This window comes from Cupriavidus sp. UGS-1 (assembly GCF_021213615.1).
GTDB lineage: Bacteria > Pseudomonadota > Gammaproteobacteria > Burkholderiales > Burkholderiaceae > Cupriavidus.
The window spans coordinates 92533-111238 of record NZ_JAJQJF010000015.1 but is presented as its reverse complement, the minus strand read 5'-3'; the positions used below and the strand labels follow the sequence as shown (position 1 = coordinate 111238).

15 protein-coding genes are annotated in these 18706 nt (G+C 68.0%); 7 read left to right on the top strand and 8 right to left on the bottom strand.

The window, feature by feature from the left end:
• Window positions 1–49 precede the first annotated feature (49 nt).
• Both LRR16_RS18610 and purN read right to left on the bottom strand, forming a co-directional pair.
• Window positions 50–1453 carry an RsmB/NOP family class I SAM-dependent RNA methyltransferase gene (locus tag LRR16_RS18610; RefSeq protein WP_232206787.1) on the bottom strand — a complete coding sequence of 468 codons (1404 nt, stop codon included), beginning with the start codon at window positions 1451–1453 and terminating at the stop codon, window positions 50–52.
• Window positions 1450–2154 carry a phosphoribosylglycinamide formyltransferase gene (purN, locus tag LRR16_RS18605; protein ID WP_006575668.1) on the bottom strand — a complete coding sequence of 235 codons (705 nt, stop codon included), beginning with the start codon at window positions 2152–2154 and terminating at the stop codon, window positions 1450–1452. The genes LRR16_RS18610 and purN overlap by 4 nt, the downstream gene beginning before the upstream one ends.
• Before the next feature lie 197 nt (window positions 2155–2351).
• Here purN and LRR16_RS18600 point away from each other — a divergent pair, with 197 nt between their 5' ends.
• Window positions 2352–3011, top strand: coding sequence for a response regulator transcription factor (locus tag LRR16_RS18600; protein ID WP_006575669.1), 660 nt, complete (start codon window positions 2352–2354; stop codon window positions 3009–3011).
• Window positions 3012–3089: 78 nt separating this feature from the next.
• On the opposite strand, the gene LRR16_RS18595 is transcribed toward LRR16_RS18600, so the two are convergent.
• Window positions 3090–4937 carry a hybrid sensor histidine kinase/response regulator gene (locus LRR16_RS18595; protein WP_232206786.1) on the bottom strand — a complete coding sequence of 616 codons (1848 nt, stop codon included), beginning with the start codon at window positions 4935–4937 and terminating at the stop codon, window positions 3090–3092.
• A gap of 168 nt (window positions 4938–5105) precedes the next feature.
• Here LRR16_RS18595 and LRR16_RS18590 point away from each other — a divergent pair, with 168 nt between their 5' ends.
• From LRR16_RS18590 to dut, 5 genes are all read left to right on the top strand, one after another.
• Window positions 5106–6122: a bifunctional riboflavin kinase/FAD synthetase gene (locus LRR16_RS18590; protein WP_023263376.1), complete on the top strand. Its 1017-nt coding sequence runs from the start codon at window positions 5106–5108 to the stop codon at window positions 6120–6122.
• A 117-nt stretch (window positions 6123–6239) separates the two neighbouring features.
• Window positions 6240–9158 carry an isoleucine--tRNA ligase gene (gene ileS, locus LRR16_RS18585; protein ID WP_023263377.1) on the top strand — a complete coding sequence of 973 codons (2919 nt, stop codon included), beginning with the start codon at window positions 6240–6242 and terminating at the stop codon, window positions 9156–9158.
• Complete coding sequence (lspA, locus tag LRR16_RS18580) at window positions 9158–9682, top strand: signal peptidase II (RefSeq protein ID WP_006578057.1); 525 nt, start codon at window positions 9158–9160, stop codon at window positions 9680–9682. The genes ileS and lspA overlap by 1 nt, the downstream gene beginning before the upstream one ends.
• A 94-nt stretch (window positions 9683–9776) precedes the next feature.
• Window positions 9777–10976, top strand: coding sequence for a bifunctional phosphopantothenoylcysteine decarboxylase/phosphopantothenate--cysteine ligase CoaBC (coaBC, locus tag LRR16_RS18575; RefSeq protein WP_064576506.1), 1200 nt, complete (start codon window positions 9777–9779; stop codon window positions 10974–10976).
• A 225-nt stretch (window positions 10977–11201) separates the two neighbouring features.
• Window positions 11202–11702: a dUTP diphosphatase gene (dut, locus tag LRR16_RS18570; RefSeq protein WP_232206785.1), complete on the top strand. Its 501-nt coding sequence runs from the start codon at window positions 11202–11204 to the stop codon at window positions 11700–11702.
• 25 nt (window positions 11703–11727) lie between these two features.
• On the opposite strand, the gene LRR16_RS18565 is transcribed toward dut, so the two are convergent.
• From LRR16_RS18565 to clpS, 4 genes are all read right to left on the bottom strand, one after another.
• Complete coding sequence (locus LRR16_RS18565; RefSeq protein WP_006578054.1) at window positions 11728–12582, bottom strand: VOC family protein; 855 nt, start codon at window positions 12580–12582, stop codon at window positions 11728–11730.
• Between the two features lie 64 nt (window positions 12583–12646).
• On the bottom strand, window positions 12647–13639 hold the full coding sequence (locus LRR16_RS18560; RefSeq protein ID WP_232206784.1) for a tripartite tricarboxylate transporter substrate binding protein: 993 nt from the start codon (window positions 13637–13639) through the stop codon (window positions 12647–12649).
• Window positions 13640–13792: 153 nt separating this feature from the next.
• Complete coding sequence (gene clpA, locus LRR16_RS18555) at window positions 13793–16090, bottom strand: ATP-dependent Clp protease ATP-binding subunit ClpA (protein ID WP_006578052.1); 2298 nt, start codon at window positions 16088–16090, stop codon at window positions 13793–13795.
• The gene (clpS, locus tag LRR16_RS18550; protein WP_006578051.1) at window positions 16087–16413 is read right to left on the bottom strand and encodes an ATP-dependent Clp protease adapter ClpS; all 327 of its coding nucleotides are present in this window, start codon (window positions 16411–16413) and stop codon (window positions 16087–16089) included. The genes clpA and clpS overlap by 4 nt, the downstream gene beginning before the upstream one ends.
• A 469-nt stretch (window positions 16414–16882) precedes the next feature.
• Here clpS and LRR16_RS18545 point away from each other — a divergent pair, with 469 nt between their 5' ends.
• Entirely contained in the window at window positions 16883–17089 is a 207-nt protein-coding gene (locus LRR16_RS18545; protein ID WP_006578050.1) for a cold-shock protein, read from the top strand.
• A 296-nt stretch (window positions 17090–17385) separates the two neighbouring features.
• Here the strand turns inward: LRR16_RS18545 and icd are convergent, their stop codons facing one another.
• A complete protein-coding gene (icd, locus tag LRR16_RS18540) occupies window positions 17386–18636 on the bottom strand; it encodes an NADP-dependent isocitrate dehydrogenase (RefSeq protein ID WP_232206783.1) in 1251 nt (416 codons plus the stop codon).
• Window positions 18637–18706 lie beyond the last annotated feature (70 nt).

Below are 18706 nucleotides of genomic sequence, written 5' to 3'. Positions count from 1 at the left end.
CCATTGGTGCCCGGTATCCGTGAAACGACAGGGGCCGAAGCCCCCATGCTCAAGGACGAGTCCGCTCCAGCACCGCCGCGAAGAAGCCATCGGTCTGGTGCAGATGGGGATAGAGCGCCAGCGTCTGCGCGTCCTCCGGCAGGTCGGCGATCGCGATCTTCTGCTCGGCCAGCACCTGCGCGACCGGCACCAGCTGGAAGTCCGCATGGCGGCTCAGGAAATCGCGGACGATCGCCTCGTTCTCGGCCTCCAGCACACTGCAGGTGGCATAGACCACGCGACCGCCCGGCTTGACCAGCCGCGCCGCCGATTCGAGGATCGCGGTCTGCTTGGCGGTCAGTTCCAGCACCGTCTGCGGGGTCTGGCGCCATTTGAGGTCCGGATTGCGCCGCAGCGTACCGAGGCCGCTGCACGGCGCGTCGACCAGCACGCGATCGATCTTGCCGGCCAGGCGCTTGACCTTGGCGTCCTGCTCGGAGTCAATCAGCACCGGATGGACGTTCGACAGGCCGCTGCGCGCCAGCCGCGGCTTCAGGTTCGCCAGGCGCTTGTCGGACACGTCGAAGGCATAGAGCCGTCCGGTCGAGCGCATCAGCGCGCCGAGCGCCAGCGTCTTGCCGCCGGCGCCGGCGCAGAAATCGACCACCATCTCGCCGCGCCGCGGCGCCACCAGATGGCACAGCAGCTGGCTGCCCTCGTCCTGCACCTCGACCAGTCCGTTGACGAAGATCGGCAGCTGATTCAGCGCCGGCTTGCCGGCCAGCCGGATGCCGGTGGGCGCGATCGGCGTCGGCTCGGCCGCCAGTTCGGCCTCTTCCAGCTCCGCCAGCACGGCTTCCCGGGAGGTCTTGATCAGATTGGCGCGCAGATCCAGGGGCGCGGGCCGCAGCCAGGCATCGCCGAGCGCCGCGGTGAAGGCTTCGCCGTGCCGGGCGACCAACTGCTCGTACAGCCATTCGGGCAGGTTGGCGCGCACGCACGGTGCCAGGCTGGCGCGCTCGATCGTCATCAGCCGGTCCAGCCACTGCGCCTCGTCGGGATACAGGAACGGCGTCAGCGCGTCGCGGCCCAGCGTCGCCGCCAGGCCCAGCAGCGCCAGCCGGCGCGGGGCGGCGCCCGAGCCGGACTCGGCGAACTGGGCAAATTCCACGCGCCGGCGCAGCACGGCAAACACCGCCTCGGCGATGATGCCGCGCTCGCGATGACCCAGCTTCGGGTTCTCGCGGAAGTAGTAGCTGACGACCGCGTCGGCGGGCCGGGCGAACAGCATCACCTTGCCGAGCAGCCGGTCGATATGCTGGATATGCGTGGCATGCAGGGCGCCGTGCGGACGAACCTGGCCGTCGTTGGCGGGCTCGCGCGGCGCGCCTGCCTTGCGCCGCGGGGTGGGCTTGCGCTTGGTGCGCGTGGACGGACGCGCGCCGCCGCGCGGTGCCTGGGCGGGACGGGTCATTGATGGGCTCCGGTGGTATCGACAGGGGTGGCGGAGTCCGAGGGGGAGTCCGTGGGGGCATCCGAGGCTGCCAGCGCGATCAGCAATTGCGGCTCAGGCGGATCGACATGGACCACGCCGTCCTTGACGCGCAGCCGTCCTTCGACGAACCAGCGCACCGCGCGCGGATAGATCTGGTGCTCGCAGGGCAGCAGCCGTGCCGCCAGCGTTTCGGGGGTGTCCTCGGGCCCGATCTCGATGGCCGCCTGCAGAACGATGGGACCGTGGTCCAGCGCCGCGGTGACGAAATGCACGCTGGCGCCGTGCACCTTGACGCCGGCCTCCAGCGCCTGCTGGTGGGTATGCAGGCCGGGGAAGCTGGGCAACAGCGACGGATGGATGTTCATCATCCGGCCGGCATAGTGCTCGACGAACTCGGGCGTCAGGATCCGCATGAAGCCGGCCAGCACCACCAGGTCGGGCACGTGGGCGTCGATCGCGTTGGCCAGCGCCTTGTCGAAGCTGGCCCGGTCGGGATAGTGGCGATGATCGACCACGCCGACCGGAATGCCTTGCGCTGCGGCGAACTTGAGGCCGGGCGCGTCGGGACGGCTGGACAGCACGGCGGCGATCCGTGCCGGCCAGGCCTGCTCGCTGCAGGCCCGGACGATCGCTTCCATGTTGGAACCGCGTCCCGAGATAAGGATGACGATATTTTTCATCGCGCAATTCTACCAAGGCGGCGCCCCGCCACAGCGCGCTGGAGACCCCGGCGGCGCAAAGTCGCCGGCCGTTGCTTCCCCCGATTGCGGATTGTGACGCCCCGCTCGCTCTGCTAGAGTCGCCCTATCGCCAATCCGCCCGCTCGACGGGACGGGACCATACAACAAGGGCGAAGCTGTTTTAGACGGGAAATCGCATGTCGAATGTTGCACCGACCTTGCTGGTGGTCGACGACCACCCCATGGCGCTGTCCGGCACTACCCTGTTTCTGGCGCAGGTAATGCCCGATGTTGCAGTCCATGCCGCCGGGAGCGCCTCCGAGGCGCTGAACACCCTCCAACGCGGGCTGCGGCCCGATATCGTGCTGCTCGACATCTGGCTGAACGACGGCACCGGCTTCGACGCCATGCAGACGCTCAAGTCGATCGTGCCGGCCGCGCGCTTCATCTTCATGTCGGCCGAGGCCACGCCCGAGATCGTCGAGCGCGCCCGCGCGCTGTCAGCCTTCGGCTTCGTCGGCAAGCATCTCGATGCGCCCGCCTTCGCCGCGGTGGTGCGCCGCGTGCTGGCCGGCGACACCGCCTTTCCGTCCGACGAGGCCTTGAACGGCCAGCCGCGCGCGTTCGGCCCGACGCACAGCATTCCGGTCACGCCGGCCGAGCTCGGCCTGACGCCGCGCCAGGGCTCGGTGCTGGCGCTGGTGCTCGAGGGCCTGCCGAACAAGGTGATCGCGCGCGAGCTCGGGCTGACGGAGAACACCGTCAAGGAGCATGTGTCGGCGATCCTGCAGCGGCTGGGCGTGCGCACGCGGATGCAGGTAATGTCCCGGATGGAGCGGTTCCGGCTGCGGCAGTAGGGACCGCAGTAGGGACCGCAGTAGGCGCCGCAGTAGGGGTCCGGGCGCTTGTGGCGCGCGGCCGCTGGCCGCGCAGGTTCAGACCGTCCGCAGCCAGCGCCGCAGCAGCATCCGGAGCGCGCCCGGGTCGACCGGCTTGGGCAGCACGAAATAGCCGGCCTCCTCGGCCTCGGCCAGCCCGGCCGACTTCAGGTCGCCGGTCAGCAGCGCGCTGCGCGCCTGCGGCTGGGTCTGCTGCCACCGTTCCAGCAATGCCAGGCCGTTCTCCTTTCCGGGCAGGCGAAGGTCGCAGAAGATGATGTCGGGCCGCAGGCCGCCGGCAAACATCCGCTCGGCCTCGGCGCCATCGGCGGCGCACGACACCCGCACGCCCCAGGCCTCCATCAGCGCGATCCAGGCGTTGCGCACGTGGCTGTCGTCGTCGACCACCAGCACCTCGCCGTGCAGCCGATCCGGCATCGCGTGCTGCGCCACCGCGTCGCTGCGCATCGCGCGGATCGTCGCCACCGACTCGGCCGGGGCCGGATTCAGCGTGAACCAGAACATCGAGCCCTTGCCCGGCACCGAGCGCACGCCGTAGGTCCCGCGCATCAGCCGCACACATTCCTTGAAGATCGCCAGGCCCAGGCCGAGGCCGTGGGAGCGGTCGCGCTGCGGGTTGTGGACCTGGAAGTACGGGCCAAAGATCTCCGGCAGGTGCTCGGCCGGAATGCCGGCCCCGGTGTCCCAGACCTCGATGCGAACCTGCGCGCCGCGCATGCGCGCGGCGACCAGCACCCTGCCCTGGCGCGTGTAGCGCAGCGCGTTTTGCACCAGGTTGAACAGCGCGCGGCGCAGCAGCACCGGCTCGGCCATCGCGTGCAGCTCGCCGGCCACGCGTGGCGACAGCCGCAGTCCGGCCGCCCGCGCGTCGCCGGCGAACTGGTCGCAGACCTCGCGCACCAGCTGGCCGGCGTCGCAGGGCTCCAGTGTCGGCAGCACCTTGCGCCCCTCGAGCTTGGACAGGTCCAGCAGCGAGCGGAACAGCAGATCGATCGTCTGCGTGCCGGCCGCGACCTGCTCGACCAGCGGCCGCAGCGCCGGCGAATCGTTGCGCGCGCGCAGCGCCTCGACCAGCATCACCAGCGCATGCACCGGCTGGCGCAGATCGTGGCTGGCGGCGGCCAGGAAGCGGGATTTCTCCTCGCTGGCATGTAGCGCGCGCTCCTTCTCCTGCTGGAACTGCCGGGCCAGCCGCCGGCTTTCTCCCTCCAGCCGGATCGCCCGCACCAGCGAGCCGTGCAGGTTCAGCGCGTGGCGCGCCAGCATCAGCGCGTAGATCAGCAGCAGCAGCCGGATATAGCCGCCGTGGCCGGGGAACGCGTAGCCGGCCAGCAACAGATTGGGCACCAGGATCGGAATGCCGACATAGAGCAGGTTGACCGGCGCCGGCGCCTGCGAGCTCGCGCCGCCGGCCAGCGCGCCGAGCGTCAGCACCAGCAGCACGCCGGAAAACACGGCGGACGACGACACCAGGTGCAGCAGCGCGGCGCTGCCCCAGCTCAGGCCGGCCAGCACCGCCACGGCGCGCATCGGGTCGCGCCACTTGCGGGTATGGGCCGAGCGGCTCAGGTGCGGGATATCGCGCAGGTATCCGAGGTAGAACCAGGCGCAGCCGGCCGCCTGCAGCAGCATCGCCGCGCACCAGGCCAGCAGCGCGCCGCGGCTGGCCTCGTGCCAGAACGCGGCGGTGGTCAGCCCGGGCAGCAGCAGCGCCGCCACGATGCCGCTGGGGACCACCCGATGCACCGCGGCCAGCAGCTTGGCCTCGGTATCGGCGTCCAGCGGCGGCGCGGGCGGCGGAAGGATGCGCTTGAGCAGCGCGATCAGGTTGGCTGGCGGCACCGGAGGTCGGCGTGCGTGACGGCGAGAATGTGGACGCGGCATATCATGCCGACTTTCGCCGCGGCGCGCCACCGGGCGGCGCGGGCCGTCGGGCGGGGCCACGCCGCGCCCGTCCCGCGCGCGCCGCACGGTCTTGTGCCGCAACGCGGGGCAAAGCGCCCGTTCCCTTTATAATCCAGCCTTTATTCCTAACCGTTTGTCGCCGTCCTCGTGAAAGTCTTCCGCGGCCTGCCCAATGCCGAGAGCCGGGCACCCTGCGCACTCACCATCGGCAATTTCGACGGGGTGCACCGGGGCCATCAGTCCCTGCTCGCGCGCGCGCGCGCGGCGGCCGACGCGCGCGGGCTGCCGCTGTGCGTGATGACCTTCGAGCCGCACCCGCGCGAATTCTTCACGCCGGACCGCGCCCCGACCCGCATCGCGCTGCTGCGCGACAAGCTCGAAAGCCTGCGCCGCAACGGCGTCGACCGCGTGGTGGTCGAGCACTTCAACGCCCATTTCGCCGCCCAGTCCCCCGAGGCCTTCGTCGAAAACGTGCTGTGGCACGGGCTGCATGCGCGCTGGGTGCTGGTCGGCGACGACTTCCGCTTCGGCGCCAGGCGCGCCGGCGACTTTGCCTATCTGCAGCAGGCCGGCAAGCGCTACGGCTTCGATGTCGAGCAGATGGGCTCGGTCTCGGAGGGCGGGGTACGGATTTCGAGCTCGGCGGTCCGCGAGGCGCTGGCCGCCGGCGACCTCGAGCATGCCCGCCGGCTGCTGGGCCACGGCTATGCGATCAGCGGGCATGTGGTCCACGGCCGCAAGCTGGGCCGCGATCTCGGCTTTCCGACGCTGAACCTGCGCATTCCGCACAAGCGCCCGGCCGTCAACGGGATCTTCGTGGTACAGGTGCACGGCCTCGCCGACGGCCCGCTGCCGGGCGTCGCCAGCATCGGCGTGCGCCCGACCGTCGAGGACGCCGGACGGGTACTGCTGGAAGTGCATCTGTTCGATTTCGACCGCAGCGTCTACGGCAAGCTGGTGCGGGTCGAATTCATCAAGAAGCTGCGCGACGAAGCGCGTTTCGACTCGCTGGAAGCGCTGACCGCGGCGATCGCCAAGGATTGCGCCGACGCCCGCGCCTTCTTCGGCCTGACCGAGCCCGACGCGCAAGGCGCGGCGGGCGCCGCGGGTACTGCCGGCACGCCCGCGGTGCGCACCACCTCGGCCACGGACCGAATTAGCTAGCGGCCGGCTTTCGCCGCGCATGCGCGCGCAGCCGGGTCACCGCCGACCCTGCCTCATTTATTGCGCCAGCCCGCACCGTCCGGCCTGCGCGCTCACCGAATCGCCCTGAGAATCGTCATGTCCGACACCAAGCAAGCCAAGGCCGGCGCCAAGCCGGAGAACAAGAACGCCGAGAAGAACAAATACCCGGTCAACCTGCTCGACACCCCGTTCCCGATGCGGGGCGACCTGCCCAAGCGCGAGCCGCTGTGGGTCAAGCAGTGGCAGGAAAAGAAGATCTACCAGGCAATCCGCGCGGCGCGCCGCGGCGCGAAGAAATTCGTGCTGCACGACGGCCCCCCGTACGCCAACGGCGACATCCACATCGGCCACGCCGTCAACAAGGTCCTGAAGGACATGATCATCAAGGCCCGCGGCCTGAGCGGGCTCGACGCCGTCTACGTGCCGGGCTGGGACTGCCACGGCATGCCGATCGAGATCCAGATCGAGAAGCAGTACGGCAAGGGCCTGCCGGTGCAGGAGGTCCAGGCCAAGGCGCGCGCCTACGCGACCGAGCAGATCGCCCGCCAGCGCAAGGACTTCGAACGGCTGGGCGTGCTGGGCGACTGGGACGACCCCTACCTGACGATGAACTTCAGCAACGAGGCCGACGAGATCCGGGCGCTGGGCAAGATCCTGGAGAAAGGCTACGTCTTCCGGGGCCTGAAGCCGGTCAACTGGTGCTTCGACTGCGGTTCGGCGCTGGCCGAGGCCGAGGTCGAGTACAAGGACAAGACCGACCTGTCGATCGATGTCGGCTTCCCGTTCGCGGAGACCGACAAGGTCGCGCGCGCCTTCCACGTGCCACTGGAAACGCTGTCGTCCAGGCCCGGCTGGATCGTCATCTGGACCACCACGCCGTGGACGATCCCGTCGAACCAGGCGCTGAACCTGCATCCGGAGGTCGAATACGCGCTGGTCGACACACCGCGCGGCTTCCTGATCCTGGCCACCGAGCGCGTCGAGGAACAGCTCAAGACCTATGAGCTCGAAGGCAAGGTCGTCGCGACCTGCTCCGGCGCGGCGCTGACCGAGGTCCGCTTCCACCATCCGCTGGCCAAGATGGACCCGGGCTACGAGCGCACCTCGCCGGTCTACCTCGGCGACTATGTGACCACCGATACCGGCACCGGCATCGTCCATTCGGCGCCGGCCTACGGCATCGAGGACTTCCAGTCCTGCAAGGCGCACGGCATGCGCGACGAGGACATCCTGAGCCCGGTGATGGGCGACGGCGTCTATGCCAGCTGGCTGCCGCTGTTCGGCGGCCTGTCGATCTGGGACGCGAATCCGCGCATCGTCGAGACGCTGAAGGCCTCGGGCAACCTGTTCAACTCGCACCGCTACGAGCACAGCTACATGCACTGCTGGCGGCACAAGACGCCGATCATCTACCGCGCGACCTCGCAATGGTTCGCCGGCATGGATGTGGTGCCCGCCGACAACGGTCCGACGCTGCGCGAGACCGCGCTGGCCGGCATCGAGGCGACCGCGTTCTACCCGTCCTGGGGCAAGCAGCGGCTGCACAACATGATCGCCAACCGGCCGGACTGGACGCTGTCGCGCCAGCGCCAGTGGGGCGTGCCGATGGCCTTCTTCGTCCACAAGGAAACCGGCGCGCTCCACCCGCGCACGCCGCAGCTGCTCGAGGCCGTGGCCCGGAAGGTCGAGCAGCACGGCATCGAGGCCTGGCAGACGCTGGACGCCACCGCCTTCCTGACCGAGCTGGGCGAAGCCGACGCCGCGATGTACGAAAAGAACCGCGACACGCTGGACGTCTGGTTCGACTCGGGCACCACGCACTGGACGGTGATCCGCGGCTCGCACCGCGAGGACCTGTACGATGCGGCCGCCGATACGCCGGACGGGCGCCTGGCCGACCTCTATCTGGAAGGCTCGGACCAGCACCGCGGCTGGTTCCACTCGTCGCTGCTGACCGCTTCGATGCTGTACGGCAAGCCGCCCTACAAGGCGCTGCTGACGCACGGCTTCACCGTCGACGGCGAAGGCCGCAAGATGTCGAAGTCGGTCGGCAACACGGTGTCGCCGCAGGACGTCGCCAACAAGATGGGCGCCGAGATCATCCGGCTGTGGGTGGCGTCGACCGATTATTCCGGCGAGCTGTCGATCTCCGACGAGATCCTGAAGCGCGTGGTCGAGGGCTACCGCCGCATCCGCAATACGCTGCGCTTCCTGCTGGCCAACCTGACCGACTACGACCACGCGCGCGACGCGCTGCCGCCGTCGGAATGGCTGGAGATCGACCGCTACGCCGTCGCGCTGACCGCGCAGCTGCAGAAGGAAGTGCTGTCGCACTACGACGTCTACGAGTTCCACCCGGTGGTGGCCAAGCTGCAGACCTTCTGCTCGGAGGACCTGGGCGGCTTCTACCTGGACGTGCTGAAGGACCGGCTCTATACCACCGCGCCGGACTCGAAGGCGCGCCGCGCCGCGCAGAACGCGCTGTTCCACATCACGCAGGCGATGCTGCACTGGATGGCGCCGTTCCTGTCGTTCACCGCCGAGGAAGCGTGGCAAGTGTTCGCCCACGGTACCGAACACGCCGACACGATCTTCACCAGCACCTACTACACGGTGCCGGAGATCGACCAGGCCGACGACCTGCTGCAGAAATGGCACACGGTGCGCGCGGTGCGGGCCGAGGTCACCCGGCAGCTGGAGGCGGTGCGGACCGAGGGAAGCATCGGCTCGTCGCTGCAGGCGGAGGTCTCGATCCAGGCCGGCGGTCCGGCGCTGGAGGCGCTGGCCAGCCTCGGCGACGACCTGCGCTTCGTGCTGCTGACCTCGGCCGCGACGGTGTCGCCGGCGCCCGAGGCCGGCGACCTGCTGGTGACCGTGCATCCGTCCGGCCACGCCAAGTGCGAGCGCTGCTGGCACTATCGCGAGGACGTCGGCCACGACGCCGCGCATCCGACCCTGTGCGGCCGCTGCACCAGCAATCTGTTCGGTGCCGGCGAACCGAGGAGCCACGCCTGATGGCCGCGACCACCCGTACCGCCCGCGGCCGCGCCGCCAGCAACAAGAGCCGCAGCGGCACGCCGCTGCTGTGGCTGGCCTTCGCCGCGCTGGTCGTGGTGCTGGACCAGTTCTTCAAGATCGTGATCGTGCGCAGCTTCGACTATGGAGAATCGCGCCCGGTCACCGGCTTCTTCAACCTGGTGCTGGTCTACAACAAGGGCGCCGCGTTCAGCTTCCTGGCCGACGCCGGCGGCTGGCAGCGCTGGTTCTTCACCGGATTGGGGCTCGCGGTCGGCGCCTTCATCGTCTGGCTGCTGTTCCGCCATGCCGGCCAGCGGTTGTTCAGCCTGGCGGTGTCGCTGGTGCTCGGCGGCGCGATCGGCAACGTGATCGACCGCATCGTCTACGGCCATGTGGTCGACTTCCTCGACTTCCATCTGCGCGGCTACCACTGGCCGGCGTTCAATGTCGCCGACTGCGCGATCACGGTCGGCGCGGTGCTGCTGATCGTCGACGAATTCCGGCGGGTGCGCCGGCACTGAGCCGGATCCGGAGGACGCGCCGACAGGCAAGCCGGCGCGTCCTCCGGCACGCCGGTATCATCGACTCCCCTCCCCTCGCATCGAAGGCCCTTCCATGGATCTGCGCGGCAAACATCTCGTACTCGGGCTGACCGGCGGCATCGCCTGCTACAAGTCGGCCGAGCTGGTCCGGCTGCTGACCAAGGCCGGCGCCACCGTCCAGGTGGTGATGACGGACGCGGCAACGCAGTTCATCACGCCGGTCACGATGCAGGCGCTGTCGGGGCGGCCGGTGTTCACCTCGCAGTGGGACGGCCGGATCGCCAACAACATGGCGCATATCGACCTGTCGCGTGAGGCCGATGCGATCGTGATCGCGCCGGCGTCGACCGATTTTCTCGCGCGGCTGGCCAATGGCCTGTGCGACGACCTGCTGTCGACGCTGTGCATCGCGCGCGATTGCCCGCTGCTGGTGGCGCCGGCGATGAACCGGCAGATGTGGATGGCGCCCGCGACCCAGCGCAATATCGCGCAGCTGCGCGCCGACGGCGTCGCGGTGCTCGGCCCGGGCAGCGGCGACCAGGCCTGCGGCGAGGTCGGCGATGGCCGCATGCTCGAGCCCGAGGAGCTGCTGGACGATATCGTCGCCCACTTCCAGCCCAAGGTGCTGGCCGGCCGCCGGATGCTGATCACCGCCGGGCCGACCTTCGAGGCGATCGACCCCGTGCGCGGCATCACCAATCGCTCGTCCGGCAAGATGGGCTTCGCGCTGGCGCGCGCGGCGCGCGAGGCCGGCGCCGACGTGCTGCTGGTGGCCGGCCCGACCGGCCTGCCCACGCCGCGCGGCGTCGCCCGCATCGACGTGCAGAGCGCGCAGCAGATGCATGACGCGGTGCTGTCGCAGCTGCGCGGCACCGACGTGTTCGTCGCGGTGGCCGCGGTGGCCGACTGGCGCCCGGCCGAGGTGTCCGAGCAGAAGCTGAAGAAGGCCAACGACACCGACACGCCGACGCTGCGCTTCGTGCAGAACCCCGACATCCTGGCCACCGTGGCCGCGCGGGCCGATGCGCCCTATTGCGTGGGGTTCGCCGCCGAGAGCGAGAACCTGGAGCAGTACGGCGAGCAGAAGCGCCGCCGCAAGGGCGTGCCCCTGCTGGTCGGCAATATCGGCCACCATACCTTCGGCCTGGACGAGAACGAGATCGTGCTGTTCGACGAGCGCGGCGCGACGCGCCTGCCGCGCGCGGACAAGCTGTCGCTGGCGCGGCAGCTGGTGACGGCGATCGCCGAGCGGCTGCCCGCCGAGCGGCCTTGATCAGGCCTGACCGGCTTGGAGCTTCGATCTGGCTTGATTGCCTTCGTCAGCCTCGCGAACCTCGCCGAATCCCCCCGTTTTCTCCCCTCTCCCGCTTGCGGGAGAGGGGCTTGGGGGAGAGGGAAACCGCGGTGACATTGCCGCTGTGGTTTGGAACCCCCTCTCCCCAACCCTCTCCCCCTGAGGGGAGAGGGAGAACACAATCTCCTTTCCGACCCGACTCCGATGACCCCTTCCCCGAACCCGACCGTCGAAATCAAGATCCTTGACTCGCGCCTGCACCAGTGGGGCCTGCCCAGCTATCAGAGCGACATGGCCGCCGCGATCGATCTGCACGCCTGCCTGGACGCCCCGCTGACGATCGAGCCCGGCACGCCGGCGCAACTGGTGCCGGCCGGCATCGCGGTGCATATGGGCAACCCGTATATGGCCGCGACGATCGCGCCGCGCTCGGGGCTGGGACACAAGAAGGGCCTGGTGCTGGGCAATTCGATCGGCGTGATCGACGCCGACTACCAGGGCCCGATCATGGTCAGCGTCTGGAACCGCAACGCGCCGGGCACCGAGCCGATCGTGATCCAGCCGGGCGAGCGCATCGCGCAGATGATGTTCGTGCCGGTGCTGCGCCCGGTCTTCACCACGGTGGAAGCGTTCTCGAGCGAATCGGCGCGCGGCGCCGGCGGTTTCGGCTCGACCGGCGTCCATCACGGCGGCGCGGCGGCCTGACGGCCGCCTACGCAGCCCTGCCGCCTCAGCGCTGCTCGAACAGCAGCGCGACGCCCGCGGCGGCGTGGGCCGGAATCAGCGTCTCGGTCGCGCTCAGGTCGAGGCTGGGAACGCCCGCCTCCCGCCACAGCGCGCGCGCCTGCTCCAGCGAGGTGGTACGCAGCCGGATCGCGGCATAGCCAGGCACCGCCTGGCGGATATGGCCGGTGCCGGTCGCCGCGGCAAGGGCCTGCGGGGTGGACAGCACCAGCGTCGCATCGCCGACGGCCAGGCTGCAGACGTGCTCGCTCAGCTGGGTCAGCTCGGCACCCATCAGTTCCGCATAGGCCCGCGCGGCGGCGTCGACCAGCGATGGCGCCACCACCAGGAACATCGTCCCGATTGCCTGCGCGCCATTGGCGTGCGTCATCCATTCCGGCCGCCACAGCAGCTCCGGCGTGCGGTGCTCGCACAGGAAGAAGCGCGCGCCCGGCGCATCGTCCATCGCCGTGACACGGAAGATCGCCGGGTGTTCGGAGCCATCGTCCAGCCGCACCGGACGCGAGAATTCCACCGGCTCGGCGGTATGCCAGCCGCCACCGCGCAGCGCCGCGGCATCGGCCACCGCATCGTCGCTGCGGCACGACAGCGCCGCGCAGCCGCCGCCGTGCTGCTGGCTGTGCCAGTAGTACTGCAGCGCCTCGCCGGGGCCGTCGACATGCATCAGCTCGAGATAGTCGCGAGCCAGCATCACGCAATGGTTCTGCGAGCCCAGCGTATGAAAGCCGCGCGGCGTCAGCGTGAAGCCGAGCCGCTGCCAGGTCTGCGCGGCGGCGTCGAGGTCGGGGCAGATCACGACGGCATGGTCGAACTGGCGCTGGGCTGCGAGGGTCGCTGTCATTGCCACTGTCCTTGCGTCACGTTGGGTCGATTGTCGGATCGAACTCGGATCGATCGCGGATCGATCATTCGAACTGGAGATTGGCATGGCGGGCCACCGCCTGCCACCTGTCGTGCTCGCGCCGGACCAACTGGCCCAGCGCTTCCGGTGTGCCGGCCACGGGCTCGAGTCCATGCGCGGCCAACGCCGAGGCGACCCGCGGCGCGCGGATCGCGTTCGACAAGGCACCATGCAGGCGGCCGACCACGGCCGGCGGCAGTCCGGCCGGACCGAACACGCCGATCCAGCCATAGGCCTCGAAGCCCGCCAGGCCCTGTTCCGCGACCGTGGGCACCTGCGGCAACTGCGCCAGCCGGCGCTCGCCGGTCACGGCCAGCGCCTTCAGCGTGCGCGTCTGCAGATGGGCCTGCACGGCCGCGTAGCTCGCCAGCACCAGGTCCGCCTGGTCCGACAGCACGGCCTGCACCGCCGGTCCGGTGCCCTTGAACGCGACGTGCCGCCACGACGCCCCGCCCTCGCTCGCCAGCGCCTGCGCGGCCAGCTGATTGAGGCTGCCGGGGCCGGGCGACGCCACCCGGATCGCTTCGTCGCGCTGCCGCCCGAGGCCGATCAGCGCACGAATATTGTCGACGGGCAACGAGGGATGGACCGCCACCACCAGCGGATGGCGCGCCAGCTGGGAAATCGGCGTGAAGTCGCGGAAGGTGTCGTACGGCAGCTGCTTGTAGGCGATCGGCTGCAACGCGAGGCTGTCGAACGCCATCAGCAGCGTCTGCCCATCGGGCCTGGCTCGGGCCACCGTCGCCGCGGCCTGCAGGCCGGCCGCGCCGGGACGGTGATCGACCACCACCGGCTGGCCGAGCGCCTGCTTCAGCCCCGGCTGCAATTGGCGCGCGACCACGTCGCCGCTGCCGCCCGGCGGGATCGGCAGCACCATCGCCACGTGACCGCCGTAGGTGCTCGCGGACTCGCCCGGCAAAGCGTGGGCGATCAACGGGATCGGGGACGTCGCGGCCAGCGGCAGCGACTTCAGCATCAGACGACGCAGGCGAAACATCGGTGGCTCGTTCAGCTTGCCGGCCGGCATCGGCGCCGTGCGCGGCCAAATGAATAGGGGCGGCATCGCTGCCGCCCCGTACTATTTTGCCGAAGGATAGCATGGAACTCGCGTGGCGGGCCCGTCCGGCCCGCCACCCGCCCCGTGCCTGGATCAGGCCTCCGCGCGTTGCTCGCTTTCCGGCGCCTCTGGCGGCTCGGTATCGATCTCGGCGAACTCCAGCTTGATCTGGTCCTTGTCGTCCAGATCGACCACGACCTTGCCGCCCGACGCCAGCTGGCCGAACAGCAGTTCGTCGGCCAGCGCCTTGCGGATCATGTCCTGGATCAGCCGTTGCATCGGACGCGCGCCCATCAGCGGATCGAAGCCCTTGCGCGCCAGGAACTTGCGCAGCTTCTCGGTGAAGCTGGCCTCGACCTTCTTCTCGTGCAGTTGCTCTTCCAGCTGCATCAGGAACTTGTCGACCACGCGCAGGATGATTTCCTCGTCCAGCGAGCGGAAGCTGATGATCGCGTCGAGCCGGTTGCGGAATTCGGGCGTGAACATCCGCTTGATGTCGGCCATCTCGTCGCCTTGCTCGCGCGACGACGTGAAGCCGATCGTCGCCCGGTTCATCGTCTCGGCACCGGCGTTGGTCGTCATGATGATGATCACGTTGCGGAAGTCCGCGCGCCGGCCGTTGTTGTCCGTCAGCGAGCCGTGGTCCATCACCTGCAGCAAGATGTTGAAGATGTCCGGATGCGCCTTCTCGATCTCATCGAGCAGCAGCACACAATGCGGCTTCTTCGTCACCGCCTCGGTCAGCAGCCCGCCCTGGTCGAAGCCGACATAGCCCGGGGGCGCCCCGATCAGACGGCTGACCGCGTGGCGCTCCATGTACTCGGACATGTCGAAGCGGATCAACTCGATGCCCATGATGAAGGCCAGCTGCTTCGCCACCTCGGTCTTGCCGACACCGGTCGGGCCGGAGAACAGGAACGAGCCGATCGGCTTGTCGGTCTTGCCCAGGCCGGCGCGCGACATCTTGATCGCGGAAGCCAGCGCCTCGATCGCCGGGTCCTGGCCGAACACCACCGACTTCAGGTCGCGGTCCAGCGTCTGCAGCTTGCTGCGGTCGTCCTGGTTGACGCTCTGCGGCGGGATCCGCGCGATGCGCGAGACGATGTCCTCGATCTCGCCCTTGCCGATGGTCTTCTTCTGCTTGGACTTCGGCAGGATCCGCTGCGCGGCGCCAGCCTCATCGATCACATCGATCGCCTTGTCGGGCAGATGCCGGTCGGTAATGAAGCGCGCCGACAGCTCGGCCGCCGCGGTCAGCGCCGCCGACGCGTACTTGACGCCGTGGTGCTCCTCGAAGCGCGACTTCAGGCCGCGCAGGATCTGCACGGTCTGGTCGACCGACGGCTCGACCACGTCGATCTTCTGGAAGCGCCGCGAAAGCGCTGCATCTTTCTCGAAGATGCCGCGATATTCGGTGAACGTCGTCGCGCCGATGCACTTGAGCTGGCCCGACGACAGCGCCGGCTTCAGCAGGTTGCTGGCGTCGAGCGTGCCGCCCGACGCGGCGCCCGCGCCGATCAGCGTGTGGATCTCGTCGATGAACAGGATCGCGTTCGGGTTGTCCTTCAGCGATTTGAGCACGCCCTTGAGCCGCTGCTCGAAGTCGCCGCGATACTTGGTGCCGGCCAGCAGCGCACCCATGTCCAGCGAGTAGACGACCGCCTTCTCGAGGATGTCGGGCACCTCGTTCTTGGTGATGCGCCACGCCAGGCCTTCGGCGATCGCGGTCTTGCCGACGCCGGCCTCGCCAACCAGCAGCGGATTGTTCTTGCGCCGGCGGCACAGGACCTGCACCACGCGCTCGACTTCGCTCTCGCGGCCGATCAGCGGATCGATCTTGCCGGCCTTGGCCAGCGCGTTCATGTTCTGGGTGTACTGCTCCAGCGGGCTTTCCTTGCCGTCGCCGCCTTCGCCCTCGGCCGTACCGTCGCCATGCTTGGCCGGCTCGGACTGATCCTTGCGGATGCCGTGGCTGATGAAGTTGACGACGTCGAGCCGCGTCACGCCCTGCTGCTGCAGGTAATAGACCGCGTGCGAATCCTTCTCGCCGAAGATGGCCACCAGCACGTTGGCGCCTGTGACTTCCTTCTTGCCGTTGGAGGTCGACTGGACATGCATGATCGCGCGCTGAATCACGCGCTGGAAGCCGAGGGTCGGCTGCGTGTCCACCTCGTCGGTACCAGGCACGACGGGGGTGTTGTCGACGATGAAATTCTTCAGGCTGGTGCGCAGGTCCTCGATATTGGCCGCGCAGGCGCGCAGAACTTCCGCTGCGGTCGGGTTGTCCAGCAACGCCAACAGCAGGTGCTCCACGGTGATGAATTCGTGGCGTGCCTGCCTGGCCTCGACGAAGGCCATATGCAGGCTGACTTCCAGTTCTTGCGCAATCATGCTTCCTCCATCACGCACTGCAGTGGATGACCTGCCTGCCGCGCGTGCGTTGACACCAGCTCGACCTTCGTCGCGGCGATATCCCTGGTATAGATACCGCAGACTCCCTTGCCTTCCCGATGCACGGTCAGCATGATTTGCGTCGCCGTTTCTCGGTCCCTGCTGAAATACTGTTGCAGGATCATGACGACAAACTCCATCGGAGTGTAGTCGTCGTTCAGCAGGACGACCTTGTACATGGCCGGCGGTTTGAGCGCCTGCTCTTTCCGCTCCAGTACGGTGCCTGCATCGCGTTGTGGGACATTCGCCAGCCGTGTAGCCATGGCTTTATTCTAACCCCTCCGCTCAAGTCTGCAATTTGGGCAAAAGCTGTCGGTTTCAAGGGCAAGCTTCCAATTCCGGACCATTCCTCGACCCTCGAACCACGCCGCCCGGCGCAGCGGCCAACGGCGTGCCCGAGGGCGTGCCCTGGAGCGTTCCGGGACGCTGCGCGAGCCGTCACAGTAGCACGGTTGCGAGCCGTCCCATTCCTGCCACATTGGCGTCAGGGTGGGGAATGTGCCGTCTTGACAGTCTGATTGTTTGCCAGAAGAATCGTTCGGACATTCAGGTCCGGTCCCGCGAGCCAAAGCAACAGACCGGACCTCGAGTGCTCCGTGAGCAGGGAGGCCTACGGAGCCAGCAGCGGCGCCTCGACAGAGGCGCTGCAGTGTTTGGTGCAACCCCTCGTTGCAGCTGCCGCTGGCCTGAGCGCCCCCCTGTTTGAAATCTGTTTTTTCGTTGGGGGAGTTTATGGCAAGCGGTACGGTCAAATGGTTCAATGATGCCAAGGGCTTCGGGTTTATCACCCCGGACGACGGTAACGAAGAACTGTTTGCGCACTTTTCGGCTATCCAGATGAATGGCTTCAAGACCCTGAAAGAGGGCCAGCGCGTTTCGTTCGAAATCGTGCAAGGTCCGAAGGGCAAGCAAGCCACGAACATCCAGAGCGCCGCCTGAGCGCGACATCGCGACCGCACCCGCCGGCAGAGCGCGCGGCGGTCGCTACAGGCTTCGACGACAGGCGTCCGGCGGGGGCAATCGAATCATCGATTGCCGAGGCGCAAGTCATTGAATCCTGGGGAAAGGGCCCGGCAACGCCGGGCCTTTTCCATTCCATTGCCGTCCATTCCATTCCCGCGGCTTTAAAGCCGGCTTGAAAAAACAAACCCCCGCTACCTGACGGCAACGGGGGTTTTTCGTCAACGCGGTGCGTCGCGCAAACAGGGGCAGCGCGACGCCAGCGAAGCCGGCGATTACATATTGTCGATCATCACCTGACCGAAGTCCGAGCACGAGACCTGCGTCGCGCCTTCGAGCAGGCGGGCGAAGTCGTACGTGACCTTCTTCGACAGGATCGACTTCTCCATCGACGAAATGATCAGGTCCGCGGCCTCGGTCCAGCCCATATGGCGCAGCATCATTTCGGCCGACAGGATTTCCGAACCCGGGTTCACGTAGTCCTTGCCGGCGTACTTCGGCGCGGTACCGTGGGTGGCTTCGAACATCGCCACCGAGTCCGACAGGTTGGCGCCCGGCGCGATGCCGATGCCGCCGACCTGCGCGGCCAGCGCGTCGGAAACGTAGTCGCCGTTCAGGTTCAGCGTCGCGATTACCGAGTACTCGGCCGGACGCAGCAGGATCTGCTGCAGGAACGCGTCAGCGATCGCGTCCTTGACGATGATGTCCTTGCCGGTCTTCGGGTTCTTGAACTTGCACCACGGGCCGCCGTCGATCAGTTCGGCACCGAATTCCTTCTGCGCGAGCTCGTAGCCCCAGTCGCGGAAGCCGCCTTCGGTGAACTTCATGATGTTGCCCTTGTGGACCAGGGTCACCGAGGGCTTGTCGTTGTCGATCGCGTACTGGATCGCCTTGCGGACCAGGCGCTGGGTGCCCTGCTTCGACACGGGCTTGACGCCGATACCCGAGGTTTCCGGGAAGCGGATCTTCTTGACGCCCATTTCGTTCTGCAGGAAGGCGATGACCTTCTTGGCCTGCTCGCTTTCGGCTTCCCATTCGATACCGGCGTAGATGTCTTCCGAGTTCTCACGGAAGATCACCATGTCGGTCTTCTCGGGCTCGCGCACCGGCGAAGGCACGCCCTTGAAATAGCGCACCGGGCGCAGGCAGACGTACAGGTCCAGCTGCTGGCGCAGCGCGACGTTCAGCGAGCGGATGCCGCCGCCGACCGGCGTGGTCAGTGGGCCCTTGATCGAGACCACGTATTCGCGGAGCACGTCCAGGGTTTCGTCGGGCAGCCACACATCCGGGCCATAGACCTTGGTCGACTTCTCGCCGGCGTAGATCTCCATCCACGAGATCTTGCGCTTGCCGGCGTAGGCCTTGGCCACGGCCGCGTCCACCACCTTGATCATCACCGGCGTGATATCGAAGCCGGTACCGTCGCCTTCGATATAAGGGATGATCGGATTGTCCGGAACATTCAGCGAGAGATCCTGGTTGACCGTGATCTTCTCACCGGCCGGGACCTTGATGTGTTGGTACATGACGTCTCCAGTACGGAACGGGGGTTTTGGAACGGCCGGCGGGTTCGTGACCAGACGGCGAAATGCGGGC

Coding starts and splice junctions, on each gene's coding strand:
- coaBC (WP_064576506.1), top strand. CDS start 9,777: ATGGATCTGCGCGGCAAACATCTCGTACTCGGGCTGACCGGCGGCATC.
- LRR16_RS18610 (WP_232206787.1), bottom strand. CDS start 1,453: ATGACCCGTCCCGCCCAGGCACCGCGCGGCGGCGCGCGTCCGTCCACG.
- LRR16_RS18565 (WP_006578054.1), bottom strand. CDS start 12,582: ATGACAGCGACCCTCGCAGCCCAGCGCCAGTTCGACCATGCCGTCGTG.
- purN (WP_006575668.1), bottom strand. CDS start 2,154: ATGAAAAATATCGTCATCCTTATCTCGGGACGCGGTTCCAACATGGAA.
- LRR16_RS18595 (WP_232206786.1), bottom strand. CDS start 4,937: ATGCCGCGTCCACATTCTCGCCGTCACGCACGCCGACCTCCGGTGCCG.
- LRR16_RS18600 (WP_006575669.1), top strand. CDS start 2,352: ATGTCGAATGTTGCACCGACCTTGCTGGTGGTCGACGACCACCCCATG.
- clpS (WP_006578051.1), bottom strand. CDS start 16,413: ATGGCTACACGGCTGGCGAATGTCCCACAACGCGATGCAGGCACCGTA.
- dut (WP_232206785.1), top strand. CDS start 11,202: ATGACCCCTTCCCCGAACCCGACCGTCGAAATCAAGATCCTTGACTCG.
- icd (WP_232206783.1), bottom strand. CDS start 18,636: ATGTACCAACACATCAAGGTCCCGGCCGGTGAGAAGATCACGGTCAAC.
- LRR16_RS18545 (WP_006578050.1), top strand. CDS start 16,883: ATGGCAAGCGGTACGGTCAAATGGTTCAATGATGCCAAGGGCTTCGGG.
- ileS (WP_023263377.1), top strand. CDS start 6,240: ATGTCCGACACCAAGCAAGCCAAGGCCGGCGCCAAGCCGGAGAACAAG.
- LRR16_RS18560 (WP_232206784.1), bottom strand. CDS start 13,639: ATGTTTCGCCTGCGTCGTCTGATGCTGAAGTCGCTGCCGCTGGCCGCG.
- lspA (WP_006578057.1), top strand. CDS start 9,158: ATGGCCGCGACCACCCGTACCGCCCGCGGCCGCGCCGCCAGCAACAAG.
- clpA (WP_006578052.1), bottom strand. CDS start 16,090: ATGATTGCGCAAGAACTGGAAGTCAGCCTGCATATGGCCTTCGTCGAG.